The sequence below is a fragment of the Cloacibacterium caeni genome, from assembly GCF_907163105.1.
Taxonomy (GTDB): domain Bacteria; phylum Bacteroidota; class Bacteroidia; order Flavobacteriales; family Weeksellaceae; genus Cloacibacterium; species Cloacibacterium caeni_A.
Genome location: NZ_OU015321.1, coordinates 737,871 through 758,977 on the forward strand (window position 1 = coordinate 737,871; position 21,107 = coordinate 758,977).

Annotated in this window: 25 protein-coding genes; 8 read left to right on the forward strand and 17 right to left on the reverse strand. The window is 33.3% G+C overall.

The features are described from left to right. Window positions 1–21: 21 nt before the first annotated feature. The 8 genes from hisD (at window position 22) to KKQ76_RS03480 (ending at window position 6,704) form a co-directional block, all read left to right on the forward strand. The gene (gene hisD, locus KKQ76_RS03445; protein WP_213195835.1) at window positions 22–1,314 is read left to right on the forward strand and encodes a histidinol dehydrogenase; all 1,293 of its coding nucleotides are present in this window, start codon (window positions 22–24) and stop codon (window positions 1,312–1,314) included. Then, window positions 1,304–2,332: a histidinol-phosphate transaminase gene (hisC, locus tag KKQ76_RS03450; protein WP_213195836.1), complete on the forward strand. Its 1,029-nt coding sequence runs from the start codon at window positions 1,304–1,306 to the stop codon at window positions 2,330–2,332. The genes hisD and hisC overlap by 11 nt, the downstream gene beginning before the upstream one ends. Window position 2,333: 1 nt before the next feature. After that, window positions 2,334–3,431, forward strand: a complete 1,098-nt coding sequence (gene hisB / locus KKQ76_RS03455) for a bifunctional histidinol-phosphatase/imidazoleglycerol-phosphate dehydratase HisB (RefSeq protein WP_213195837.1) — start codon at window positions 2,334–2,336, stop codon at window positions 3,429–3,431. 79 nt (window positions 3,432–3,510) lie between these two features. Further along, window positions 3,511–4,089, forward strand: a complete 579-nt coding sequence (gene hisH / locus KKQ76_RS03460; RefSeq protein ID WP_213195838.1) for an imidazole glycerol phosphate synthase subunit HisH — start codon at window positions 3,511–3,513, stop codon at window positions 4,087–4,089. A 3-nt stretch (window positions 4,090–4,092) separates the two neighbouring features. Further along, window positions 4,093–4,803 carry a 1-(5-phosphoribosyl)-5-[(5-phosphoribosylamino)methylideneamino]imidazole-4-carboxamide isomerase gene (gene hisA, locus KKQ76_RS03465; RefSeq protein ID WP_213195839.1) on the forward strand — a complete coding sequence of 237 codons (711 nt, stop codon included), beginning with the start codon at window positions 4,093–4,095 and terminating at the stop codon, window positions 4,801–4,803. 4 nt (window positions 4,804–4,807) lie between these two features. Continuing rightward, the gene (hisF, locus tag KKQ76_RS03470) at window positions 4,808–5,563 is read left to right on the forward strand and encodes an imidazole glycerol phosphate synthase subunit HisF (protein ID WP_213195840.1); all 756 of its coding nucleotides are present in this window, start codon (window positions 4,808–4,810) and stop codon (window positions 5,561–5,563) included. 67 nt (window positions 5,564–5,630) lie between these two features. Continuing rightward, window positions 5,631–6,221 (forward strand): bifunctional phosphoribosyl-AMP cyclohydrolase/phosphoribosyl-ATP diphosphatase HisIE, encoded by a 591-nt coding sequence (gene hisIE / locus KKQ76_RS03475; protein ID WP_213195841.1) that lies wholly within the window; start codon window positions 5,631–5,633, stop codon window positions 6,219–6,221. Between the two features lie 51 nt (window positions 6,222–6,272). Next, complete coding sequence (locus KKQ76_RS03480) at window positions 6,273–6,704, forward strand: hypothetical protein (protein WP_213195842.1); 432 nt, start codon at window positions 6,273–6,275, stop codon at window positions 6,702–6,704. 26 nt (window positions 6,705–6,730) lie between these two features. Here KKQ76_RS03480 and trpA read toward each other — a convergent pair whose 3' ends face one another. The 17 genes from trpA to KKQ76_RS03565 form a co-directional block, all read right to left on the reverse strand. Then, window positions 6,731–7,462, reverse strand: coding sequence for a tryptophan synthase subunit alpha (trpA, locus tag KKQ76_RS03485; RefSeq protein ID WP_213195843.1), 732 nt, complete (start codon window positions 7,460–7,462; stop codon window positions 6,731–6,733). A gap of 10 nt (window positions 7,463–7,472) precedes the next feature. Beyond that, entirely contained in the window at window positions 7,473–8,261 is a 789-nt protein-coding gene (locus KKQ76_RS03490) for a PhzF family phenazine biosynthesis protein (protein ID WP_213195844.1), read from the reverse strand. Window positions 8,262–8,411: 150 nt separating this feature from the next. Then, window positions 8,412–9,599 (reverse strand): tryptophan synthase subunit beta, encoded by a 1,188-nt coding sequence (gene trpB / locus KKQ76_RS03495; RefSeq protein ID WP_213195845.1) that lies wholly within the window; start codon window positions 9,597–9,599, stop codon window positions 8,412–8,414. Next, entirely contained in the window at window positions 9,596–10,243 is a 648-nt protein-coding gene (locus KKQ76_RS03500) for a phosphoribosylanthranilate isomerase (RefSeq protein ID WP_213195846.1), read from the reverse strand. Before KKQ76_RS03500 ends, trpB begins: the two co-directional genes overlap by 4 nt. 24 nt (window positions 10,244–10,267) lie before the next feature. Beyond that, window positions 10,268–11,044 carry an indole-3-glycerol phosphate synthase TrpC gene (gene trpC / locus KKQ76_RS03505; protein ID WP_213195847.1) on the reverse strand — a complete coding sequence of 259 codons (777 nt, stop codon included), beginning with the start codon at window positions 11,042–11,044 and terminating at the stop codon, window positions 10,268–10,270. Between the two features lie 74 nt (window positions 11,045–11,118). After that, window positions 11,119–12,108, reverse strand: a complete 990-nt coding sequence (gene trpD, locus KKQ76_RS03510) for an anthranilate phosphoribosyltransferase (protein WP_213195848.1) — start codon at window positions 12,106–12,108, stop codon at window positions 11,119–11,121. Between the two features lies 1 nt (window position 12,109). Further along, window positions 12,110–12,676: an anthranilate synthase component II gene (locus KKQ76_RS03515; RefSeq protein ID WP_213195849.1), complete on the reverse strand. Its 567-nt coding sequence runs from the start codon at window positions 12,674–12,676 to the stop codon at window positions 12,110–12,112. Then, a complete protein-coding gene (locus tag KKQ76_RS03520) occupies window positions 12,673–14,106 on the reverse strand; it encodes an anthranilate synthase component I family protein (RefSeq protein WP_213195850.1) in 1,434 nt (477 codons plus the stop codon). The genes KKQ76_RS03515 and KKQ76_RS03520 overlap by 4 nt, the downstream gene beginning before the upstream one ends. A gap of 251 nt (window positions 14,107–14,357) precedes the next feature. Continuing rightward, entirely contained in the window at window positions 14,358–14,702 is a 345-nt protein-coding gene (rplT, locus tag KKQ76_RS03525) for a 50S ribosomal protein L20 (protein ID WP_069799160.1), read from the reverse strand. A gap of 129 nt (window positions 14,703–14,831) precedes the next feature. Next, complete coding sequence (gene rpmI, locus KKQ76_RS03530) at window positions 14,832–15,029, reverse strand: 50S ribosomal protein L35 (protein WP_069799163.1); 198 nt, start codon at window positions 15,027–15,029, stop codon at window positions 14,832–14,834. A 130-nt stretch (window positions 15,030–15,159) separates the two neighbouring features. Beyond that, window positions 15,160–15,690 (reverse strand): translation initiation factor IF-3, encoded by a 531-nt coding sequence (infC, locus tag KKQ76_RS03535; RefSeq protein ID WP_069799165.1) that lies wholly within the window; start codon window positions 15,688–15,690, stop codon window positions 15,160–15,162. 137 nt (window positions 15,691–15,827) lie between these two features. Beyond that, entirely contained in the window at window positions 15,828–17,747 is a 1,920-nt protein-coding gene (thrS, locus tag KKQ76_RS03540; RefSeq protein WP_213195851.1) for a threonine--tRNA ligase, read from the reverse strand. A gap of 101 nt (window positions 17,748–17,848) precedes the next feature. After that, window positions 17,849–18,046 (reverse strand): hypothetical protein, encoded by a 198-nt coding sequence (locus KKQ76_RS03545; RefSeq protein WP_104792692.1) that lies wholly within the window; start codon window positions 18,044–18,046, stop codon window positions 17,849–17,851. Window positions 18,047–18,121: 75 nt separating this feature from the next. Beyond that, the gene (locus KKQ76_RS03550) at window positions 18,122–18,733 is read right to left on the reverse strand and encodes a DUF4230 domain-containing protein (protein WP_213195852.1); all 612 of its coding nucleotides are present in this window, start codon (window positions 18,731–18,733) and stop codon (window positions 18,122–18,124) included. Further along, window positions 18,733–19,248 (reverse strand): TlpA family protein disulfide reductase, encoded by a 516-nt coding sequence (locus KKQ76_RS03555; protein ID WP_213195853.1) that lies wholly within the window; start codon window positions 19,246–19,248, stop codon window positions 18,733–18,735. The genes KKQ76_RS03550 and KKQ76_RS03555 overlap by 1 nt, the downstream gene beginning before the upstream one ends. A gap of 19 nt (window positions 19,249–19,267) precedes the next feature. Further along, the gene (locus KKQ76_RS03560; RefSeq protein WP_213195854.1) at window positions 19,268–19,735 is read right to left on the reverse strand and encodes a pyrophosphohydrolase domain-containing protein; all 468 of its coding nucleotides are present in this window, start codon (window positions 19,733–19,735) and stop codon (window positions 19,268–19,270) included. Between the two features lie 84 nt (window positions 19,736–19,819). Next, window positions 19,820–20,959 (reverse strand): acyl-CoA dehydrogenase family protein, encoded by a 1,140-nt coding sequence (locus KKQ76_RS03565; protein WP_213195855.1) that lies wholly within the window; start codon window positions 20,957–20,959, stop codon window positions 19,820–19,822. Between the last annotated feature and the right edge of the window lie 148 nt (window positions 20,960–21,107).

Below are 21,107 nucleotides of genomic sequence, written 5' to 3' on the forward strand. Positions count from 1 at the left end.
TTCAAGACTTTACAATTAATTATGAACATAATAGAATTCCCTCCTAAAAATACATTCAACAGACTTATCAAAAGACCTGTTTTTGAAAAAAATGACATCGAAAATCTCATCAAAGGAATTTTCGAAAAAGTAGAAAATGAAGGCGATAATGCTTTGAAATTTTACGCTGAAAAATTTGACAATCAAGTTTTAGATGCCATTGAAGTTTCTCAGCAAGAAATTGAAGAAGCTGTCGGTTTGGTAGATGAAGAACTGAAAATTGCCATCAATACAGCAAAATCTAATATTGAAAAATTCCACCAGTCTCAAAAAGAAATTCCACAACAAATAGAAACAACAGAAGGAGTCGTTTGTTGGCGAGAAAGCAGAGCGATTGATAAAGTAGGTTTATACATTCCAGGAGGAACAGCGCCACTTTTTTCTACAGTTTTAATGTTAGCGGTTCCAGCACAAATTGCGGGTTGTAAAGAGATTATTCTTTGTTCGCCACCTCAAAAAAACGGAAAAATAAATCCTATTATTTTATATGTGGCAAATCTTTGCGGAGTTTCTAAAATTTTTAAAGTTGGCGGAGCTCAAGCCATTGCTGCAATGAGTTTAGGTACAGAAACTGTTCCGAAAGTGTATAAAATTTTCGGGCCAGGAAATCAATTTGTAACCGAAGCCAAGATTTTTGCTCAGAAATTAGGAATCGCTATTGATATGCCAGCTGGACCGAGTGAAGTTTTGGTGATGGCAGATGAAACCGCAAATCCAATTTTTGTAGCTGCAGATTTACTTTCTCAGGCAGAACACGGAGCAGATTCTCAGGTGGTTTTCTTGACGACTTCCAAAGAAATTTTAGAAAAAGTTAAACAAGAAACCGAAGTTCAATTACAAGATTTACCTAGAAAAGATATCGCCGAGAAAGCTCTAGAAAACAGTAGTTTTATCCTATTAAATTCCATTGAAGAATGTATTGAATTTAGCAATGAATATGCTCCAGAACACTTGATTCTTTCCATCGAAAATCCTGAAAATATTTTATCAGAAATTACCAATGCAGGTTCTATTTTCTTAGGCAATTATACGCCAGAAAGTGCAGGAGATTATGCCAGCGGAACCAATCACACTTTGCCTACCAATGGTAATGCAAGAGCTTACAGTGGTGTTTCTTTAGACAGTTTTGTAAAGAAAATTACCATTCAAAAAATTTCTGAAAAAGGAATTCAGAATCTTGGGAAAACGATTGAAAAAATGGCAGCAGAAGAAGGGCTTTTTGCACATAAAAATGCAGTTACATTACGCTTAAAAAATTTAGAAAATGGAATTTAAACTCGAAAATTTAGTAAGAGAAAATCTTAGAAATTTAAAACCCTATACTTCGCTTCGTGATAGTCAAAATTTTGATGCACCTGTTTTTTTGGAAGCCAACGAGAATCCTTTCGGTGAGTACAATCGTTATCCAGATTCTACACAAAAAAAACTGAAGGAAAAATTAAGTGAACTTAAAAATATCAACCCAGAGAATCTTTTCATCGGGAACGGAAGTGATGAATTGATAGACTTGATTATCAAAGCTTTTTGTGAGCCTAGAAAAGATGAAATTTTGGTCATGAATCCATCGTTTGTAATGTATTCTTTTTATGCTAAAATCAATGATAATAAAGTTAATGCTTTAGAATTAGATGAAAATTTTCAAATTGATAAAGAAGATTTTTCACAAAAAATTCAAAATGAAAACTTGAAGGTTTTATTTCTTTGTTCACCCAATAATCCTACAGGAAATAAAGTGGATGATTTAGAATTTTTCATTGAAAATTTCTCTGGAATTGTGGTTTTAGATGAGGCTTACATAGAATTTTCTTCTAGAAAATCAGCGATTTCTTGGTTAGCAAAATATCCAAATCTTATTGTTCTACAAACCCTTTCTAAAGCTTATGGAATGGCAGGTTTGAGAATTGGAATTGGCGCGGCTTCTACAGAAATCGCTACTTTGATGAATACCATAAAAGGACCTTATAACGTGAATTCTTTAAGCCAAAAAATAGCTTTGGAACAACTTAATGATGGAAAAATTTTTAAGGAAAATTTGGAACAAATTTTAGCAGAAAGAGAGTTTCTAAAAGTTCAATTGAATGAATTGGATTTTGTAAAAAAAATCTATCCTACAGAAGCCAATTTTTTCTTAATCAAAGTAAAAAATCCAATAGAAATATATGAATTTTTGCTCGCTCAGAATATCTTAACCAGTCTAAGACATCCTCAAATTGAAAATGCATTGAGAATTAATGTAGGTTCAAAAGAAGAAAATCAAAAACTATTACAATCACTCAAAAATTATAAAAATTAAAATGAAAAAAAAAGTATTATTCATCGATAGAGACGGAACTTTAATTATAGAACCACCAATTGATTTTCAGGTGGATTCGTTAGAAAAACTGGAATTTTATCCAAGAGTTTTTCAGAATTTAGTTAAAATCGCTAAAGAATTAGATTACGAATTGGTGATGGTGACCAATCAAGACGGTTTGGGAACTGAGAGTTTTCCGTATGAAGATTTCATCAAACCACAGGAAAAAATGATGAAAGCTTTCGAAAATGAAGGGATTTTCTTCTCTGAAGTTTGTGTAGATGACAGTTTCGAACACGAAAATTCACCCAACAGAAAACCAAGAACAGGAATGCTTCAAAAATACATTTTCGGAAATTATGATTTAGAAAATTCTTTTGTGATTGGTGATAGAAAAACCGATGTGGAATTAGCGAAAAATTTAGGTTCAAAATCTATTTTTATTTCAGATGAAAGTAATGATGAAGCGACTTTTACCACCAAAAGTTGGGACGAAATCTATCAATATCTTAAACAAATTCCAAGAAAAGCCAAAGTAAAAAGAACAACCAAAGAAACTGATATTTCGGTAGAATTAAATCTTGATGGAAGCGGAAAATCTAGTATTGATACAGGTTTGAAGTTCTTTGATCACATGTTAGAACAAATTTCAAAACACGGAAATTTTGATTTATTTATAAAAGTTGATGGTGATTTAGAAGTTGACGAACATCACACGATTGAAGATACAGCCATCGTTTTGGGAGATTGTTTTTTACAAGCTTTGGGAAGCAAAAAAGGCATCGAAAGATATGCTTTTGTTTTGCCAATGGACGATTGTTTGGCGCAAGTTGCGATTGATTTCGGTGGAAGATCTTGGATGGTTTGGAATGCAGAATTTAAGCGTGAAAAAATTGGAGAACTGCCTACGGAAATGTTTTATCATTTCTTCAAATCGTTTTCTGACAGTGCAAAATGTAACTTGAATATTTCTGTGGAAGGAGAAAATGAACACCACAAAATTGAAAGCATTTTCAAAGCTTTTGCTAAAGTTTTGAGAAATGCTGTTGCTCAAACCGACCAAAATTTTAACCTTCCAAGTACAAAAGGAACTTTATAATAATGTAAAATGTATAATTGAGAATTGAAAATTTCAACAAATCATTTTCAACTTTCAATCTTCAACTTTCAATTAAAAAATGATAGCAATTATAGACTACGATGCAGGAAATGTAAAATCCGTTCAAAATGCCTTGAAAAAATTAGGTTTTGAAGCGGTGATTGCTTCTGACATTGAAATGATAAAAAACGCTGATAAAGTTATTTTTCCAGGAGTGGGAGAAGCTTCTTCGGCGATGAAAAAACTCAAAGAAAGAGGTTTAGATGCAGTAATTCCGAATTTAAAACAACCGGTTTTGGGAATTTGTCTCGGAATGCAACTGATGTGCAATGCTTCGGAAGAAGGCAATACAAAAGCGCTTGGGATTTTTGACTGCGAAGTGAAATTGTTCCCGAATTCTGACATCGTTCCACATATGGGTTGGAATAATGTTGCTGAAATAAAAGGAAAATTGCTAGAAAATATATCAGAAACGGATAATTTTTACTTTGTTCACAGTTATTATGCGGAAGTTGGTGAAAGTACAACATCGGTTTGCGACTATATTACGTCATTCAGTGCTACTTTGGAAAAAGACAATTTCTATGCAGCTCAATTTCATCCAGAAAAATCTGGAGACGCTGGTTTTAAACTATTAGAAAACTTTTTGAAAATCTAAAAAATGAGAATTATTCCTGCAATAGACATCATCGACGGAAAGTGTGTAAGACTTTCTAAAGGTGATTATGATACCAAAAAAATATACAACGAAAATCCTGTTGAAGTAGCCAAAGAATTTGAAGACTTTGGGATTCAATATTTGCATTTGGTAGACTTGGACGGAGCAAAAGCCAAGAAAATTATCAACCAAAAAGTAATTGAAAGCATTGCTAAAAACACGAATCTCATTATTGATTTCGGAGGTGGAATTCGTTCTGAAGAAGATTTGCAAAAAGCTTTTGATAGCGGTTCTAAAAAGGTGACTTTAGGTAGCATTGCTGTGGTAAATCCTGAGTTATGTTTGGCTTGGTTAGAAAAATTTGGAGCCGAAAAATTGATTTTGGGAGCAGATTGTTTGGATCGAAAAATCAAAACTTCGGGTTGGTTAGAAAATTCTGAAACAGATGTGGTAGATTTCATCAAAGAATATCAGAAAAAAGGCTTCAAAGAAGTGGTTTGTACCGATATTTCAAAAGATGGAATGTTGCAAGGTCCATCCACAGCATTGTATCAAGAAATTATAGGAAATTCAACAATTGAACTCGTTGCAAGTGGTGGAATTTCGAATATAGAAGATGTGCAAAAAATGAAAAAAATTGGTTGCGCTGGAACCATCATTGGTAAAGCGATTTATGAAGGAAGAATTTCGTTAGAACAACTGTCAAAAATTTAAAAAAATGCTCAAGAAAAGAATCATTCCTTGTTTGGATATAAAAGACGGAAGAACGGTAAAAGGCGTTAATTTTGTGGGGTTGATTGATGCAGGAAACCCCGTGGAATTGGCAAAAAGATATGTTGATGAAGGTGCAGATGAACTGGTTTTTCTAGATATTACAGCAACTCACGAAAACCGAAAAACTTTGGTGCAATTAGTAGAAAAAATTGCTGAGGAAATCAATATTCCGTTTACTGTTGGTGGTGGAATTTCAGAAATTTCTGATGTTGATAATCTTCTAAAAGCAGGCGCAGATAAAATCAGCATCAATTCTTCTGCGGTAAAAAATCCTGATTTAATTAAAACCTTTGCAGATAAATTCGGGAGTCAATGCGTAGTGGTGGCGATAGATTCTAAACAATTTGGAGATGAAGATTACGTTTTTGTAAACGGTGGAAGAATAAAAACCGACTATAAAACCCACGATTGGGCGAAAAAAGTAGAAGAATTAGGAGCTGGCGAAATTTTACTCACTTCTATGGATTTTGATGGAACAAAACAAGGTTTCGATGTGAGATTGCTCAATGAAATTTCACAAATCGTCAATATTCCCATTATCGCTTCTGGAGGTGCAGGAAAGATTGAAGATTTTACAGAGGTTTTTAATGAAACCAAAGCTACAGGAGCTTTAGCAGCAAGTATTTTCCACTTTGGAGAAATTAAAATAAACGACTTAAAACAAGTTTTAAAACAACAAAATATTGCCATAAGATTTTAGATTTACGATGTTTGATCTACGATTTTTAAATATTTAATTATAAATTTTTTTCAACAACATTAAACAAATGAATTCAATGATAAATTTTGAAAAAGGAAACGGATTAGTTCCTGCAATTATACAAGACGAAATTACATTACAAGTGTTAATGCTAGGTTTTATGAATGAAGAAGCTCTAAAATTAACAGAAGAAACGGGGAAAGTTCACTTTTTTAGCAGAACCAAAGATAGAATTTGGTTAAAAGGTGAATCTTCTGAAAATTATTTATATGTAAAAAGCATCGAAAAAGACTGTGATGATGATACATTATTGATTAAAGTGAAACCAACGAATGTAGTTTGTCATACCGGTAATTTCAGTTGTTTTGGAGAAAAAGATACCAAAGGTTTTCTGTATGAATTAGAATCGATTATCAACCAAAGAATTGATGAAAATGTAGAAGGTTCTTATACTTCAAAACTCTACCAAAGAGGCATCAATAAAGTAGCTCAAAAAGTAGGAGAGGAAGCAGTAGAATTGGTAATTGAGGCGAAAGATAATAATGATGACTTGTTCAAAAACGAAGCAGCAGATTTATTTTATCACTTCTTAATTCTATTGAAAGCTAAAAATTTCAAATTGCAAGACATAGAAGAAGTTTTGAGAGGAAGACATTAAGTTTAATTTTTAGTATTTACTGATTTTTTTGTATTTTTGTAAAAATAACCAATGAAAAAAATCATTCTTTCTGTCCATCTTTTTTTTGGAATTTTTTGCTTTTCACAATCAGCACAAGAGTTGATAAATAAGGATATTTATGACAGACAAGTTTCTAATTATGTAGGGGTAAAAGCTCTCAATGATATGCAGGCAAGTGCTAGATCAGGCAATGCTAGTCAACTAAAAGATTTAGATGAAAAGTTTGAATTTAATTTTGCTCAAAAAGAAAAATTAGATGCTAAATTCAAAACATTGAATCAAAAAAAAATAGAGCTAGAAAAAATGATAATCGCTTCAAAAACTGAGGTGGAAAAAGAAAAATTAAACCGAAAATTGAAACAAATCTTGTCTGAATTTGAGAAAAATCAACAGAAATTGAAAGAGAATGAAGCTGAACTCAAAATTTTACAAGAAAAGTATAATAGTTTACTTGAAAAATAAGAAAACAGAGCAATTTGCTCTGTTTTTTATTTAATAGATTTGATGAAAGCTTCCGCTTTTTCTTTCCAATCTTTATTTTCTAGAAGAATTTTCACAAAGGCAGTTCCTATAATTCCGCCTTGTGCTTTTTCTGTAACTTGCTCGAAATCAGATTTATTTATAATTCCGAAACCAATCATTATAGGATTTTCAAGGTTGATGGAAGCTAATTTGTTTAGATATTCATCATTTTTAACCTCTTTGTTTTCGTTTCCTGTAGTAGAAGAACTAGAAACAGCATACAAAAATCCTGAACTCAAAGAATCTAAATATTGAATGCGTTCTTCCGAAGTTTCTGGAGTCACCAAAAAGGTAAAATTCAATCTATATTTCTCTAAAATAGGTTGATAATTTCTTTCAAACTCAATCGGAGGTAAATCTGGAATAATCAGTCCAGAAACTCCAGAATTGGCACATTCTTCGCAGAATTTTTCAAAACCGAAACTTAAAACAGGGTTAATGTAACCCATTAAAATAACAGGAATTTTGATTTCATCTTTCACCGATTTCAGTTGAGAAAAAAGTTGAGCGATGGTCATTCCGTTAGACAGAGCCAATTCGTGCGCTTCCTGAATTACAGGTCCATCTGCAACAGGATCAGAATATGGCATCCCAATTTCCATCATATCTGCGCCAGAATTCTGAATGGTTTTCATTATTTCTGTAGTATCTTCCAAAGTGGGAATTCCCGCAGTAAAATATATATTTAATTTTTTCATTGTCTTAATTTTAATTGATGAATATTTCGCCTTTTAAATAGGTTTTGCACTTTCCGCTGATGAGAACTCTATCATTTTTGAGTTCACATTCTAAAACCCCACCACGTTTGGAAATTTGTTTTGCAGTAAGTTTAGTTTTGCCCAATTTTTCTGCCCAAAAAGGAGTTAATGTAGTATGAGCAGAACCTGTAACAGGATCTTCGTTTACACCGCAATTTGGACCAAAAAATCTAGATACAAAGTCGTAGTTTTCTGAAATAGAACTTACAATAACTCCTCTTGCATTAATTTTTGCAATTTCAGGAATGTTGGGTTCTATATTTTGAATTTGATGTTCGTTTTCAAAGATTAACAAATAATCTGTTTTTCCTTGATATGCTTCAATAGGTTGATACGCAAAACATTTCTCGAAAATAGCTAAATCTTCCACTTTTTGTAAGTTGTCTTTTGGGAAATCTAAAGTTAAAAAATCTCCGTTTTTGGTTACAGTTAGCGTTCCGCTGTTTCTAGAAAAGAATTTGATTTTTTCCCCCGAAAATCCTTCAAAATTCATCAATGTATAAGCGGAAGCTAATGTAGCGTGACCGCATAAATCTACTTCTACTTCTGGCGTAAACCAACGAATTTCATAGCCATTTTCTATTGGAACGGTAAATGCAGTTTCTGCCAAATTATTTTCGGCAGCTATTTTTTGCATTATATCTGTATCTAACCAACTGTCTAACGGACAAACAGCTGCAGGATTTCCCGAAAATAAAGTGTCTGCAAAAGCGTCTATTTGATATATTTTTTGGCTCATAATCAATACTTGAGTTTAATTTTATACAAAAATTTCTAATTTTTTCTGAGTTGCGCCCCGACTTGAGCGGAAATCCTTTTTTTTCAATGACAAAAACATTGGCAAAAAAAAGATTGGGAGCGGAAGGCGGAATTTGGCGCTCTAAAAATATTATTTATCAATTATTTTCAGGTAGGTTTCCATATCTTTATCACCACGACCACTTAAACAAATCACCACCACATCGTCTTTTTGGAAATTTTTCTTTTTCAAAACTTGTAAAGCGTGAGAACTTTCCAAAGCAGGAATGATGCCTTCTAATTTGGTGAGTTCAAAAGCAGATTCTAGCGCTTCGTCATCATTAATGCTGAAAAATTCTGCACGATTATTTTTAAATAGATTCGCGTGAAAAGGCCCTATTCCTGGATAATCTAACCCCGCTGAAATAGAGTGCGGTTCTATCACTTGTCCGTCATTGGTTTGCATCACAATACTTTTGCTACCGTGCAAAACGCCTGTTGTTCCCAAGAAAGTTGTAGCTGCAGATTTTCCTGAATTTACACCAAAACCACCAGCTTCAGCAGCAATAATTTTCACACTCGGTTCATCTACAAAATGGTAGAAAGTTCCTGCAGCATTGCTTCCGCCACCAACACAAGCGATAACGTAATCAGGATTTTCTCTGCCTATTTTCTCTTTCAACTGCCATTTAATTTCCTCAGAAATCACACTCTGGAATCTCGCCACCAAATCAGGAAAAGGATGCGGACCAACTACACTTCCGATGATGTAATGTGTGGTAGTCGCGTTATTAATCCAATCTCTTAATGCTTCATTTACAGCGTCTTTCAATGTTTTAGAACCCGAAGTTGCAGGTACAACTTTTGCACCTAGCATTTTCATTCTGGCAACGTTGGGAGCTTGTCTCGCAATATCGATTTCACCCATATAAACGATGCACTCCAGATTCATTAAAGCGCAAGCTGTGGCTGTTGCAACACCGTGCTGTCCTGCTCCTGTTTCGGCGATAATGCGTTTTTTTCCTAGTTTTTTGGCGAGAAGAACTTGTCCGAGAGCGTTATTGATTTTATGCGCACCAGTATGATTTAAGTCTTCGCGTTTTAGGTAAACGTTTGTGCCGTATTTTTCGCTTAAATTTTTGGCAAAATAAAGTGGAGTAGCTCTTCCTACATAATCTTTCAATAAATCGTTGAGTTCTTTTTTGAATTCTTCAGATTCTATAATTTCTATATAATTTTGTTGAAGTTCTTCCACGTTTGGATAGAGCATTTCTGGAACAAATGCGCCTCCAAATTCTCCGTAATATCCGTTTTCGTCGGGATTTCTATATGTTGTCATTTCAGTAATGATTTAAATGTTTTTATTGTTTCTAGGTCTTTAATTCCAGGTTCTGTCTCAAATTTTGAGTTGATGTCTAGCGCCAATGGTTGATGGTTGATGGTTGATAGTTGATGGATGTTTTCCAAAGAAATTCCGCCGCTTAAAAAATACGGTTTTGGGATTTCTATTTGGTTAAGAATTTGCCAATCAAAGGTTTTTCCTGTTCCGCCAAAAGCTTTGCTGTCTGTGTCGAAAAGGAAATAATCAACCAAAGAATTGAAAACTGAAAATTGAAAATTGAAAGTTTCTCCAACTCTAAAAACTTTGATAATTTTTATCTTTTCATCTAAATTTTTTCTCAATTTTGAAATAAAGTTTTCATCTTCATCACCATGTAATTGTATGAAATTCAAATTGGTTTTTTCTGTAATTTTTACAATTTTTTCAATCGATTCATTCACAAAAACACCTACTTTTCCTTGATGATTAATTTCTGAAATCTCTTCTAAGCTTAGATGATTTAAAACAAATCTTGGAGATTTTTCATAAAAGATAAAGCCCAAAAAATCTGTATTCAAAGAAATTAATTCTTGAATTTGATTAATTTTTGTAAGTCCACAAACTTTTAGTTGATAGTTGTTGGTTGATGGTTGTTGGCTCATTTTAATTTTAAAATTATCACATTATCAAATTATCACATCAACAAATTCTTTGAATTTGTTCCCTGGGTTTTCGTTTTTCATGAAATATTCTCCCATCAAAAAAGCATCAAATCCTTTTTCTTTCAAAAATTTAAAGTCTTCCACATTGTAAATTCCACTTTCCGCAACAGATAAAGTTCCTTTTGGAAGCAGATTTTTCAGATTGACAGAATGTTGTAAATCTACTTTGAAATCTTTCAAATTTCGGTTGTTGATGCCTACCAAATCAATTTCAGAATTGAAGTGTTCTAATTCTTCTTCGGTGTGAATCTCCAGTAAAACTTCTAAATTCAATTCGTGTGCTAAAGCGGTTAATTCTTGAACTTGAGTTGGCGAAAGACATGCTGCAATGAGTAAAACAACATCTGCACCTATAGATTTTGCTTCGTAGAATTGATATTCATCAACCATAAAATCTTTCCTTAAAATCGGAATATTCACAGAATTTCTCACGCTCAAAATATCTTCAAAACTACCTCCAAAAAAGTCTTTATCAGTGAGAATTGAAATTCCACTTGCACCGAATTCTTCATATTTCGTTACCACTTCTAAAGGTGAAACTTGATTATTGATGATTCCTTTTGAAGGCGATTGTCTCTTGAATTCAGCAATAATTCCGTTTCTGGCTTGTACCGATTCTTTCAAAGAAAAAGTTTCTCTTCCAAAATATTCCGAATTTTTCAGTTCTTCAACAGAAATTTTACTTTTAGAGAAAGCAATTTCTTCCCTTTTTCGAGCTACTATTTTATCTAAAATATTCATGTTTTTTTTTCTCTCGCTGATTTCACAGATTAAACAGATTTTTTTATCTACACAATCTGCATAATCCGCGAGACTTATTTTATAATTAATTTATTCAAACATTCTAGCGCTTTTCCGCTTTCTAAACTCTCTTTTGCATCAGCTAAACTCGTTTCGTAATTCTCAAATTTCCCAGTATTTTGAAGCGCTTTTGCAGCATTGGAGAGAACTACGGCGTTTTGTTCATACGTTCCTTTTCCTTCTAAAATATTTCTGAAAATTTTGGACGCTTCTTCTTTGGTATTTCCACCGAAAATGGTTTCTGCTTCTATGTTTTTAAATCCTAATTCTGTTGCAGAGAAAATTTCTTCGCCATTTTTGTTGAAAATTTTGGTGTCGCCAGTCAAAGAAATCTCGTCGTAACCGTCTAGAGCGTGAACCAACATAAAATTTTCGTTGTTTTTCTGCAAAATATATTGATACAACCTCGCAATTTCTAAACTGTAAACACCAATCATTGAAAATTTTGGTTTTGCAGGATTTACCAATGGTCCTAAAAGATTGAAAAACGTTCTCAAACCCAAACCTTTTCTCAAAGGAGCAACCGATTTCAACGCTGGATGAAAAAGAGGAGCGTGAAGAAAACAAATGTTGGCTTTTTCTAAATCTTTCTTTAAATCTTCCTGATTATCTTTGAACTGATAGCCCAATTCTTCTAAAACATTAGACGAACCGGAAATCGCAGAAACACCGTAATTGCCGTGTTTCGCCACTTTTTGTCCGGTTCCGGCCACAATAAAACTTGCCAAAGTAGAAATATTGAAGGTGTTTTTTCCATCGCCTCCAGTTCCTACAATGTCCACTAAATCATCTATTCCTAAATCAATAGGTTTTGCCAACTGCAACAGAGCTTCGCGGAAGCCTTGCATTTCTTCCAGCGTAATGCTTCGCATCATAAAAACCGTGATAAACGCCGAAACTTCTGTTTCGTTGAATTTATTTTGTGCAATTTCAATCATTATTGCCTTTGCTTCGGCTTTGGTCAATGTTTGATGATTGAAAAGGTATTGTAAAATTTGTTTCATTTTAATTTTTCAAAAAATTGATTAAAATTTCTCTTCCTTTTGGAGTTAAAATACTTTCAGGATGATATTGAACAGCGTGAACGTCGTATTCTTTGTGTTTCAGGCTCATAATCATTCCAGAATTATCAACAGAAGTAATTTCTAATTGCTCAGGAAAATCTTCGGGATTTACTGCCCAAGAATGATAGCGCCCAACTTCTAAAACTTCGGGTAAATTTTCTAGAATTTTGTGAGGTTTTACCTGTTTGGCTTCGGTGGCAACTCCGTGATAAATTTCAGAAAGATTGATGAGACTTCCTCCAAAAGCTTCTGCAATCGCTTGTTGACCAAGACAAACTCCGAAAATAGATTTGGTTGGAGCATATTTTTTTATCACTTCTAATAAAATTCCCGCTTCTTCTGGAATTCCAGGTCCTGGAGAAAGGATGATTTTATCATATTGATTGATGTCTTCCAAAGGAATTTCGTCATTTCTGAAGACATCTACTTTTTCGCCCAAAATTTGTTCTACAATTTGAACGAGATTGTAGGTAAAACTATCGTAATTATCGAAAACTAAAACTTTCATAATTTTTCTGCTTTTTTAACTGCCATTTTCAAGGCGTTTAGTTTGTTATTCACTTCTTGTAACTCATTTTCTGCGGAAGATTTGGCTACAATTCCAGCGCCAGCCTGATAGAAAAGCGTATTATTTTTGCTTAAAAATGTTCTAATCATAATTGCTTGGTTACAGCTTCCATCAAAACCTACAAAGCCAATACAACCGCCATAATAACCGCGAGAAGTTTTTTCGTAAGCATCGATGAGTTCAAGAGCTTTATATTTTGGAGCGCCACTCAAAGTTCCTTGTGGAAAAGTAGTCGCAATCATTTCAAATGGATTGGTTTTTTCGTCTAATTCTGCGGTGACTTCTGAAACCATGTGAATCACGTGAGAAAACAACTGAATTTCTTTTAATTTAGAAACCGTTACATTTTTCCCTAGTTTGCTTAAATCGTTTCTGGCTAAATCTACCAACATGGTGTGTTCTGCGTTTTCTTTTGGGTCTTTTTTTAAGGTTTCTACCGATTTTAAGTCTTTTTCAGTGTCGCCAGTTCTGCGGAAAGTTCCTGCAATTGGATGAATTACAGCTTTATGATTTTGAATAATCAGCTGACTTTCTGGACTTGAACCCATTAATTTGTAATCGCCGTAATCAAAGAAAAATAGGTAAGGAGAAGGATTGATGTTTCGTAAAGCTCGGTAAACATTGAATTCATCACCTTTGAATTTTTGTTCAAATCTTCTGCTTAAAACCAACTGGAAAACATCTCCACGGAAACAATGTTTCTTCGCCAATTCTACCAAATCTCTATATTCATCATCACTTAAATTAGAAGTTTCTTCGTCTATTTTTTCGAAAGGGTAGAGTGCAACGTCTTTATTTTGAATGATGCTTTCAATTTCTGAAAGCTCTGATTTTAGACCATCAATTTTATTTTCGATGAGAAACATTTCATCATTAAAATGATTAATAGCAATCACATATTGATAAAATCTGTAACGTAAAATTGGGATTTCTACTTCCTTGCTTTGAGGTTTGAATTGGATGGTTTCAAAAAACTGTACGGCATCAAAACTGGTATAACCAAATAAACCTTGAGCCATTTTTTCAACTGGATTTTTTACCTTTTCGCAATCAAAACTTTTAGAAAAATTTTCTAAATATTCAGTGATGTTGAAATTTTCTGGAATTTGATGTTTTTCTGGAGCGGTTAATGGAAATTTTACTTCCATTTCCTGTTGGTTTTTAATTTCTACTCCTGCAATTGCATTAATCGCGATGTAAGAAAAACTGTTGTTATTTACATTGTGGTCGGCACTTTCCAGTAGAATGGTATCTCTGAATTTATCTCTGAGTTTCAGGTAAATTCCCATCGCTGTATGAAGGTCTCCCATCAATGATTTGGAGGTGGTTTTTATTTTAGTTGTGGGTTGTTGGTTGTTGGTTGTCAGCATAATTAAAGATTTAAATAAAAAAAAGACTTCAACGGTATAATCGCTGAAGTCTTCTCATGAAATGAATTTTATTTTATTATAGATTCAAAGCATAGCAGTATTACCTTAGACTCAGCGTAGAGTATAAGTGCCACCACCAATTTTTGTTATTATTCATTTTCATTGGGGCAAATTTATAAAAGTTTTTGAAATAAAAAAATCCTAAACAAAAAAAGTTTAGGATTTATTATTGATAACAAATTTGTTTTACATTATTTTACTTGATCTACAACAGCTTTGAAAGCTTCTGGATGATTCATTGCAAGGTCTGCAAGAACTTTTCTGTTTAGCTCGATGTTGTTCTTTTTAAGAGCTCCCATAAATTGAGAGTAAGACATTCCGTGTTCTCTAGTTCCAGCGTTAATTCTGGTAATCCAAAGTCCTCTGAAGCTTCTTTTCTTCTCTTTTCTACCGCGGTAAGCATATTGCATTGCTTTTTCTACGGCATTTTTAGCAACAGTCCAAACATTTTTTCTTCTACCGAAAAAACCTTTAGCCTGCTTTAAAACTTTTTTTCTGCGCGCTCTAGACGCTACAGCGTTTACTGATCTTGGCATAATTTAAATTTTTTGTTTTTTTGAAAAGGGCGGAACTGCATTTAAAGTTCTCTTATAGGCACCGTTTCAGGGTTAACTTTTAATGAATTTTTTAGGAATTCTTATAAACCGAATATTGATTTATAAAAACTACTTAATTGCTAATTGGCGAAGAACGCTTTTCTCATCCACAGTAGCAACGTAAGAAGTTTGCGTAAGATTTCTCTTTTGCTTCGTTTCTTTTTTAGTTAAGATGTGGCTTTTGTAAGCATTTTTTCTTTTGATCTTACCTGTACCAGTAAGAGCAAAACGCTTTTTAGCACCTGATTTCGTTTTTAATTTTGGCATTGTTTTGCTTTTTATGTATTTGTTATCAATGAGTTTGCAAAATTATAAAAATTTATAATACTCTGCAATAATATAATCAAGAGATTTCAGAGGAGAAATCCCTTGATGTACAATTATTTCTTTTGAAAGATTATTTTGCCGCTTTTTTAGGGCTCATCATCATAATCATTCTCTTACCTTCCAATTTAGGCATTTGGTCTACTTTTCCTACGTGTTCTAGCTCTTGAGCGAGTCTTAGAAGTAAGATTTCACCTTGGTCTTTGAAGATAATAGAACGTCCTTTGAAGAAAACATACGTTTTCAATTTAGAGCCTTCTTCTAAAAATTTCTCGGCATGTTTTTTCTTGAACTCGAAATCATGATCGTCTGTTTGAGGTCCGAATCTGATTTCTTTTACTACAACTTTTACTTGCTTAGCCTTGAGTTCCTTTTGTTTCTTCTTTTGTTCGTAAAGAAATTTTTTGTATTCAAGAACTCTACAGATATAAGGTTCTGCTTTATCTGAAATAACGACTAAATCAAGATCTTGTTCCTGAGCAATTGCAATAGCTCTTGCTAAAGGATACACTCCTGGTTCTACATTATCTCCTACTAAACGAACTTCCTTTGCGCGGATTTTTTCGTTAATTTGATGTAAGTCTTCTTGTACAGGGCGACGCATTGGTCCTCTTCCTCTGTTGTTAAATTTCTGTGCTATAGTTGTATAATTTTAAAGTTAATTCTTTTTAAAAATTTTAAATTATAGATTTTGAATTTTAAATTAAAACAAAATTCTTCTATAATTAAATCTTAAATTTCTTAGATTTTTGCCGCTTCTTTGAAATAGGTTACGAAATCTTCTAATTTCATCGCTCCTAAATCACCTTCTCCACGTCTTCTTACAGAAATGGTGCCGTTTTGTTCTTCATTTTCTCCTACCACTAACATAAACGGAATTTTCTTCAATTCTGCATCACGAATTTTCTTACCTGTTTTTTCGTTTCTGTCGTCAATTAATCCGCTAATATCGTGATTTTCTAATAATTGTGAAACTTTTTTAGCATAATCTACATATTTTTCAGAAATAGGCAGAATGATAAATTGGTCTGGACTTAGCCAAAGTGGGAAATCTCCTGCAGTGTTTTCTAGTAGAATCGCAATGAAACGTTCCATAGAACCAAATGGTGCTCTGTGAATCATTATGGGTCTGTGTTTTTCATTGTCATTACCAGTGTACCAAAGGTCAAATCTCTCTGGTAAATTGTAATCTACCTGAATGGTTCCTAATTGCCAACTTCTGCCTAAAGCATCTTTTACCATAAAGTCTAGTTTAGGGCCATAGAATGCAGCTTCTCCGTATTCTACGATGGTTTTAAGACCTTTATTTTGCGCAGCAGTGATGATTGCATTTTCTGCTTTTTCCCAATTTTCTTCAGAACCGATATATTTAGATCTGTTTTCTTTGTCTCTAAGTGAAACTTGAGTCACGAAATCTTCAAATCCTAAGCTTCTGAAAACGTAAAGAACCAAGTCAATTACATCTTCAAACTCTTTTAATAATTGGTCTGGTGTACAGAATAAGTGCGCATCATCTTGAGTGAAACCTCTTACTCTGGTTAAACCGTGTAATTCACCAGATTGCTCGTATCTGTAAACCGTTCCGAATTCTGCATATCTCTTAGGTAAATCTTTATAAGACCATTGAGAAGTTTTATAAATCTCGCAGTGATGCGGACAGTTCATTGGTTTTAAGAAAAATTCTTCGCCTTCGTTTGGAGTTTTAATGGATTGGAAAGAATCTGCTCCATATTTTTCGTAGTGACCAGAAGTTTTGTACAATTCAATATTCCCAATATGAGGAGTCATTACAAACTCATAACCACCTTTTTTCTGAGCTTCTGAAAGGAAATTTTCTAATTTTTTTCTTAGTGCAGTTCCTTTTGGCAACCAAAGTGGTAAACCAGCACCTACTTTTTCAGAAAATGCGAAGATTCCTAGTTCTTTTCCTAGTTTTCTGTGGTCTCTTCTTTTTGCTTCTTCTAATCTATCGAGATATTCTGTCAATTCTTTTTGTTTAGGGAAAGAAATTCCATAAACTCTAGTCAATTGCTTGTTTTTTTCGTCTCCTCTCCAATATGCTCCCGCTGCATTAAGAATTTTTACAGCTTTTACGATTCCTGTACTTGGAATGTGACCACCTCTACAAAGGTCTGTAAAGTTATCATGCGTACAGAAAGTGATTTCGCCGTCTTGTAAATTTTCGATTAATTCAGTTTTGTACGGATTGTCTGCATATTCTTTCAGTGCATCTGCTTTAGAAACCGAATAAAGATTGAAAGTCGCATCTTTTTTAGCGTTTTCGAGCATTTTTTTCTCGATTTTTTCAAAATCTTTTTCCGAAAGAGATTCATCACCGAAATCTACATCATAATAAAACCCGTTTTCAATTGCAGGACCGATGGTTAATTTAGCATTTGGATAAAAATCTAAAATAGATTGAGCCAAAATGTGTGCTGAAGAATGCCAAAAAGCTTTCTTTCCTAAATCATCATTCCACGTGAGCAACGTAAGCGTAGCATCTTCTGTAATTGGCGTCGTGACTTCTACTTGTTTGCCGTTTACCACAGCAGAAATAGTGTTTCTAGCCAAACCTTCAGATATAGATTTTGCAACTTCTAGAGGTGTAACTACACCTTCAAACTCACGAATGCTTCCGTCTGGAAGAGTAATTTTAATCATTTTGGAATCCTAATTTTAATAATGTGCAAAAATAAGGATTTTTTTTGATGTTTCTTAAATTCAGAGCTAATATTAGAACTTAAAATAGAAAACCGAAGAAATTACGCTTCGGTTTTATTTTGTTCGGTATTGTCTGTTCTGCCATCTTGGTGAAGTTTAGAAGTTTTTTTGACTTGTTTTTCTTCAACTTTAGAAGCGCCTTCTAATCTTGGAGTTTGAGGCAGATTAGGAAAATCTTGATTTTGTTTAGCGTTTTGCGCGTTATTTTCTGCGGTATTTTTTCTTTTATCTTTTTCCATGATTTTTAAATTTTAAGTTATTCAAAATTCTGGAAAATTCTTAGGAAATCTGTTATACAATATTGTGAAAAGTTTCTAGAATTTAGACAAATCAAAACTTTGCGTTTCGTCTACGATTTCATAATTTAATGCTTTCGCTAAAACGAAAATTTCATTCAGATTCGTCATTAATTGTTTTCTGCCTTCTGTTCTCAATTTATTTTGGTCAACGGTTTTTTCGGCGTTTTTTCTAGCATTATTGGTGATTCTTTTGAAATCTTCTTCGGAGAAACGGTCGAAAAATGAATCGTCAAGCGAAGTGATTTCCGCATCAGTAAAAATCTTGATGTCAGCATTTGGGATTTCTTTGATAATCAGGTTTTTATCAACAGAATCAACTTCGATTTTCATTTTTTTCAAATCATAAGTTACTTGCGCTTTTGCTTTGGTGAAAATCACGATTTCTTTTTCGCTGGAAGGTAAACCTTTAATTCCAAAAAGTTGATTGGTGATTTTGGTTTTTTGCAAGTTTGAAAAATCTTGTTCTATCACCACCATTTTATTCATTTTAGAAATTTGGTTGGTGAGCACATAGTAATCTGTAGAAACTTGGTCGTCATTTTTGCCAATATTTCTAAAAAAATAAACGAGCAATAAAGTAAGGATTACACCTAAGGTAAAACCAATGATTTGTTTAATGTAATTCATTATTTTTTGATAATGTTCAATAAATCTTTTTCAATAAAACCAGTTTCTGGTTCTTCGGTTATTCTACCAATTTCCTTGCCATATTTTTCTACAATTATGGTAGGAACGTGCGTAATGTTATATTTTACTTCTTCGCCATCTGGAGCTTGTTTCTGTCTGTTTACCCCAATGATTTGGAGTTTGCTTTCAGGGAATTTGGTTTCTTCTAAAATTTTCATCAATCTAGGGAAATTTCTTTTGCTGTCTCCGCACCAAGTTCCTAGAAATACAATGATATTATATGAATTGATTTTTTCTTTCTTTAAACTTTCAAGAGCAGTTTTATCGATAGGATAAATGGTGTAATTTTCATCATACCAAGCTTTATAAGGTTCTTTTTGAAATTGGTCTAAAGATTGGTTTCCTAGAAGCATTTTTCCGTATTCTGGAGTATCAATTTCTCTATTGATGATTACTTTTTGAGCGCAAGAATTAAGTGCCATACCTAAAATAATTAATGTGATTATTTTTTTCATTTTTTTCAAAATTTTGTGTTTATTTTTCTAATATACTTTTGAGATTTGCACTAGAATAGTACTTATTTTTTAAAACTTTATTGTCTGAAACTCTGTGTACATTATATTTATCTCCAGATTTTTCGTAATAAGCTTCTTCTCCTCTTGAAGTGTAATATTCTACAGTTTCTTGGGCTTGTTCTTCTGTATCACAAGCTTTTGACATGTTAGAACGTTGCACTTCATTAAACAAATCTACAAATTTTTCGCCTAAACCAAATTCAAGAACTGCGCCAGAAAGTACATATTGTAAATCACAAAGTGCATCTGCAATTTCTACGATGTCTTGGTCTTCAATGGCTTGTTTCAGTTCGTTTAATTCTTCCTGAAGTAAAGCTATTCTTAGGTTGCATCTTTCTGCAGAAGGAATCTGTGGATTTTCTAAAATAGGTGCGTTAAAAGTTCTGTGAAATTCTGCAACTTGGTTTAAACTGTCAATTTTTTTCATTTGGGGAAACTTATTTTTTTCAAAAGTAATAAATAAAAAAAGCAGAGAAAAATATCTCTGCGATTTTATAAATGATTTTAATAATTATCTTGTAATTTCTCTACCAATGACTAATCTTTGGATTTCAGAAGTTCCTTCTCCTATGGTGCAAAGTTTAGAATCTCTGTAGTATTTTTCCGCTGGGAAGTCTTTAGTATAGCCGTAACCACCAAAAATCTGAAGGGCATTATTCGCAATTCTTACACAAGCTTCAGAAGCATAAAGTTTTGCCATAGCGCCTTCTTTGGTCATTTTTTGCTTATTATTTTTAAGTTCTGATGCTCTTTGGATGAGTAATTCTGCAGCATCTATTTCTGTTGCCATATCAGCCAGCATAAAGTTTACTGCTTGGAAACTAGAAATAGATTTTCCGAATTGATGTCTTTCTTGAGCATATTTCAGAGCGGCTTTATAAGCACCTCTTGCAATTCCTAAACTCAGTGCTGCAATAGAGATTCTACCTCCATCAAGGATTTTCATAGCTTGTTTAAAACCATCACCTACTTCTCCTAATCTATGAGAATCTGGAATTCTTACATTGTCAAAAATCAATTCTGCAGTTTCAGAAGCTCGCATTCCTAATTTATTTTCTTTTCTACCAGATGTAAATCCTTGCATTCCTTTTTCTAGAACGAAAGCAGTAGAATTGTTAGGAGCTCCTTTATCGCCAGTTCTGGTCATTACTACGGCAATATCTCCAGAAATAGCATGAGTGATGAAGTTTTTAGCACCATTGATAATCCATTCATCACCATTTTTAACAGCGGTGGTAGACATTCCTCCTGCATCAGAACCTGTATTATGCTCTGTTAAACCCCAAGCTCCAATCACTTGACCACTCGCTAATTTTGGTAACCATTTTTTTCTTTGTTCTTCATTTCCAAATTCATAGATATGATTGGTGCAAAGTGAATTATGAGCAGCTACAGAAAGACCAATAGAAGGGTCTACTTGTGAAATTTCATCTAAAATAGTTACGTATTCATGATAGCCCAATCCAGAACCTCCATATTCTTCTGGAATGATGATTCCCATAAATCCCATTTCGCCTAATTTATGGAATAAATCTACGGGGAAAGTTTGACTTTCGTCCCATTCCATAATGTGAGGTCTAATGTTTACTTCTGCAAAATCTCTTGCAGTTTCGGCTATCATTTTGAGATTATTTAATATTTCTGTGTTCATAAATTTTTGTTTGCTCAAATATAATTTAAAAACTTTATGCACAAAAGAGTTTTTTTTGAAGGAATTTTAAAAATAGAAAATTTTTATCATGTTGTTTTTTAACATGTTGATTGTCAGGTTTTATAAAGGTGAAATTTGTTTTTTTATG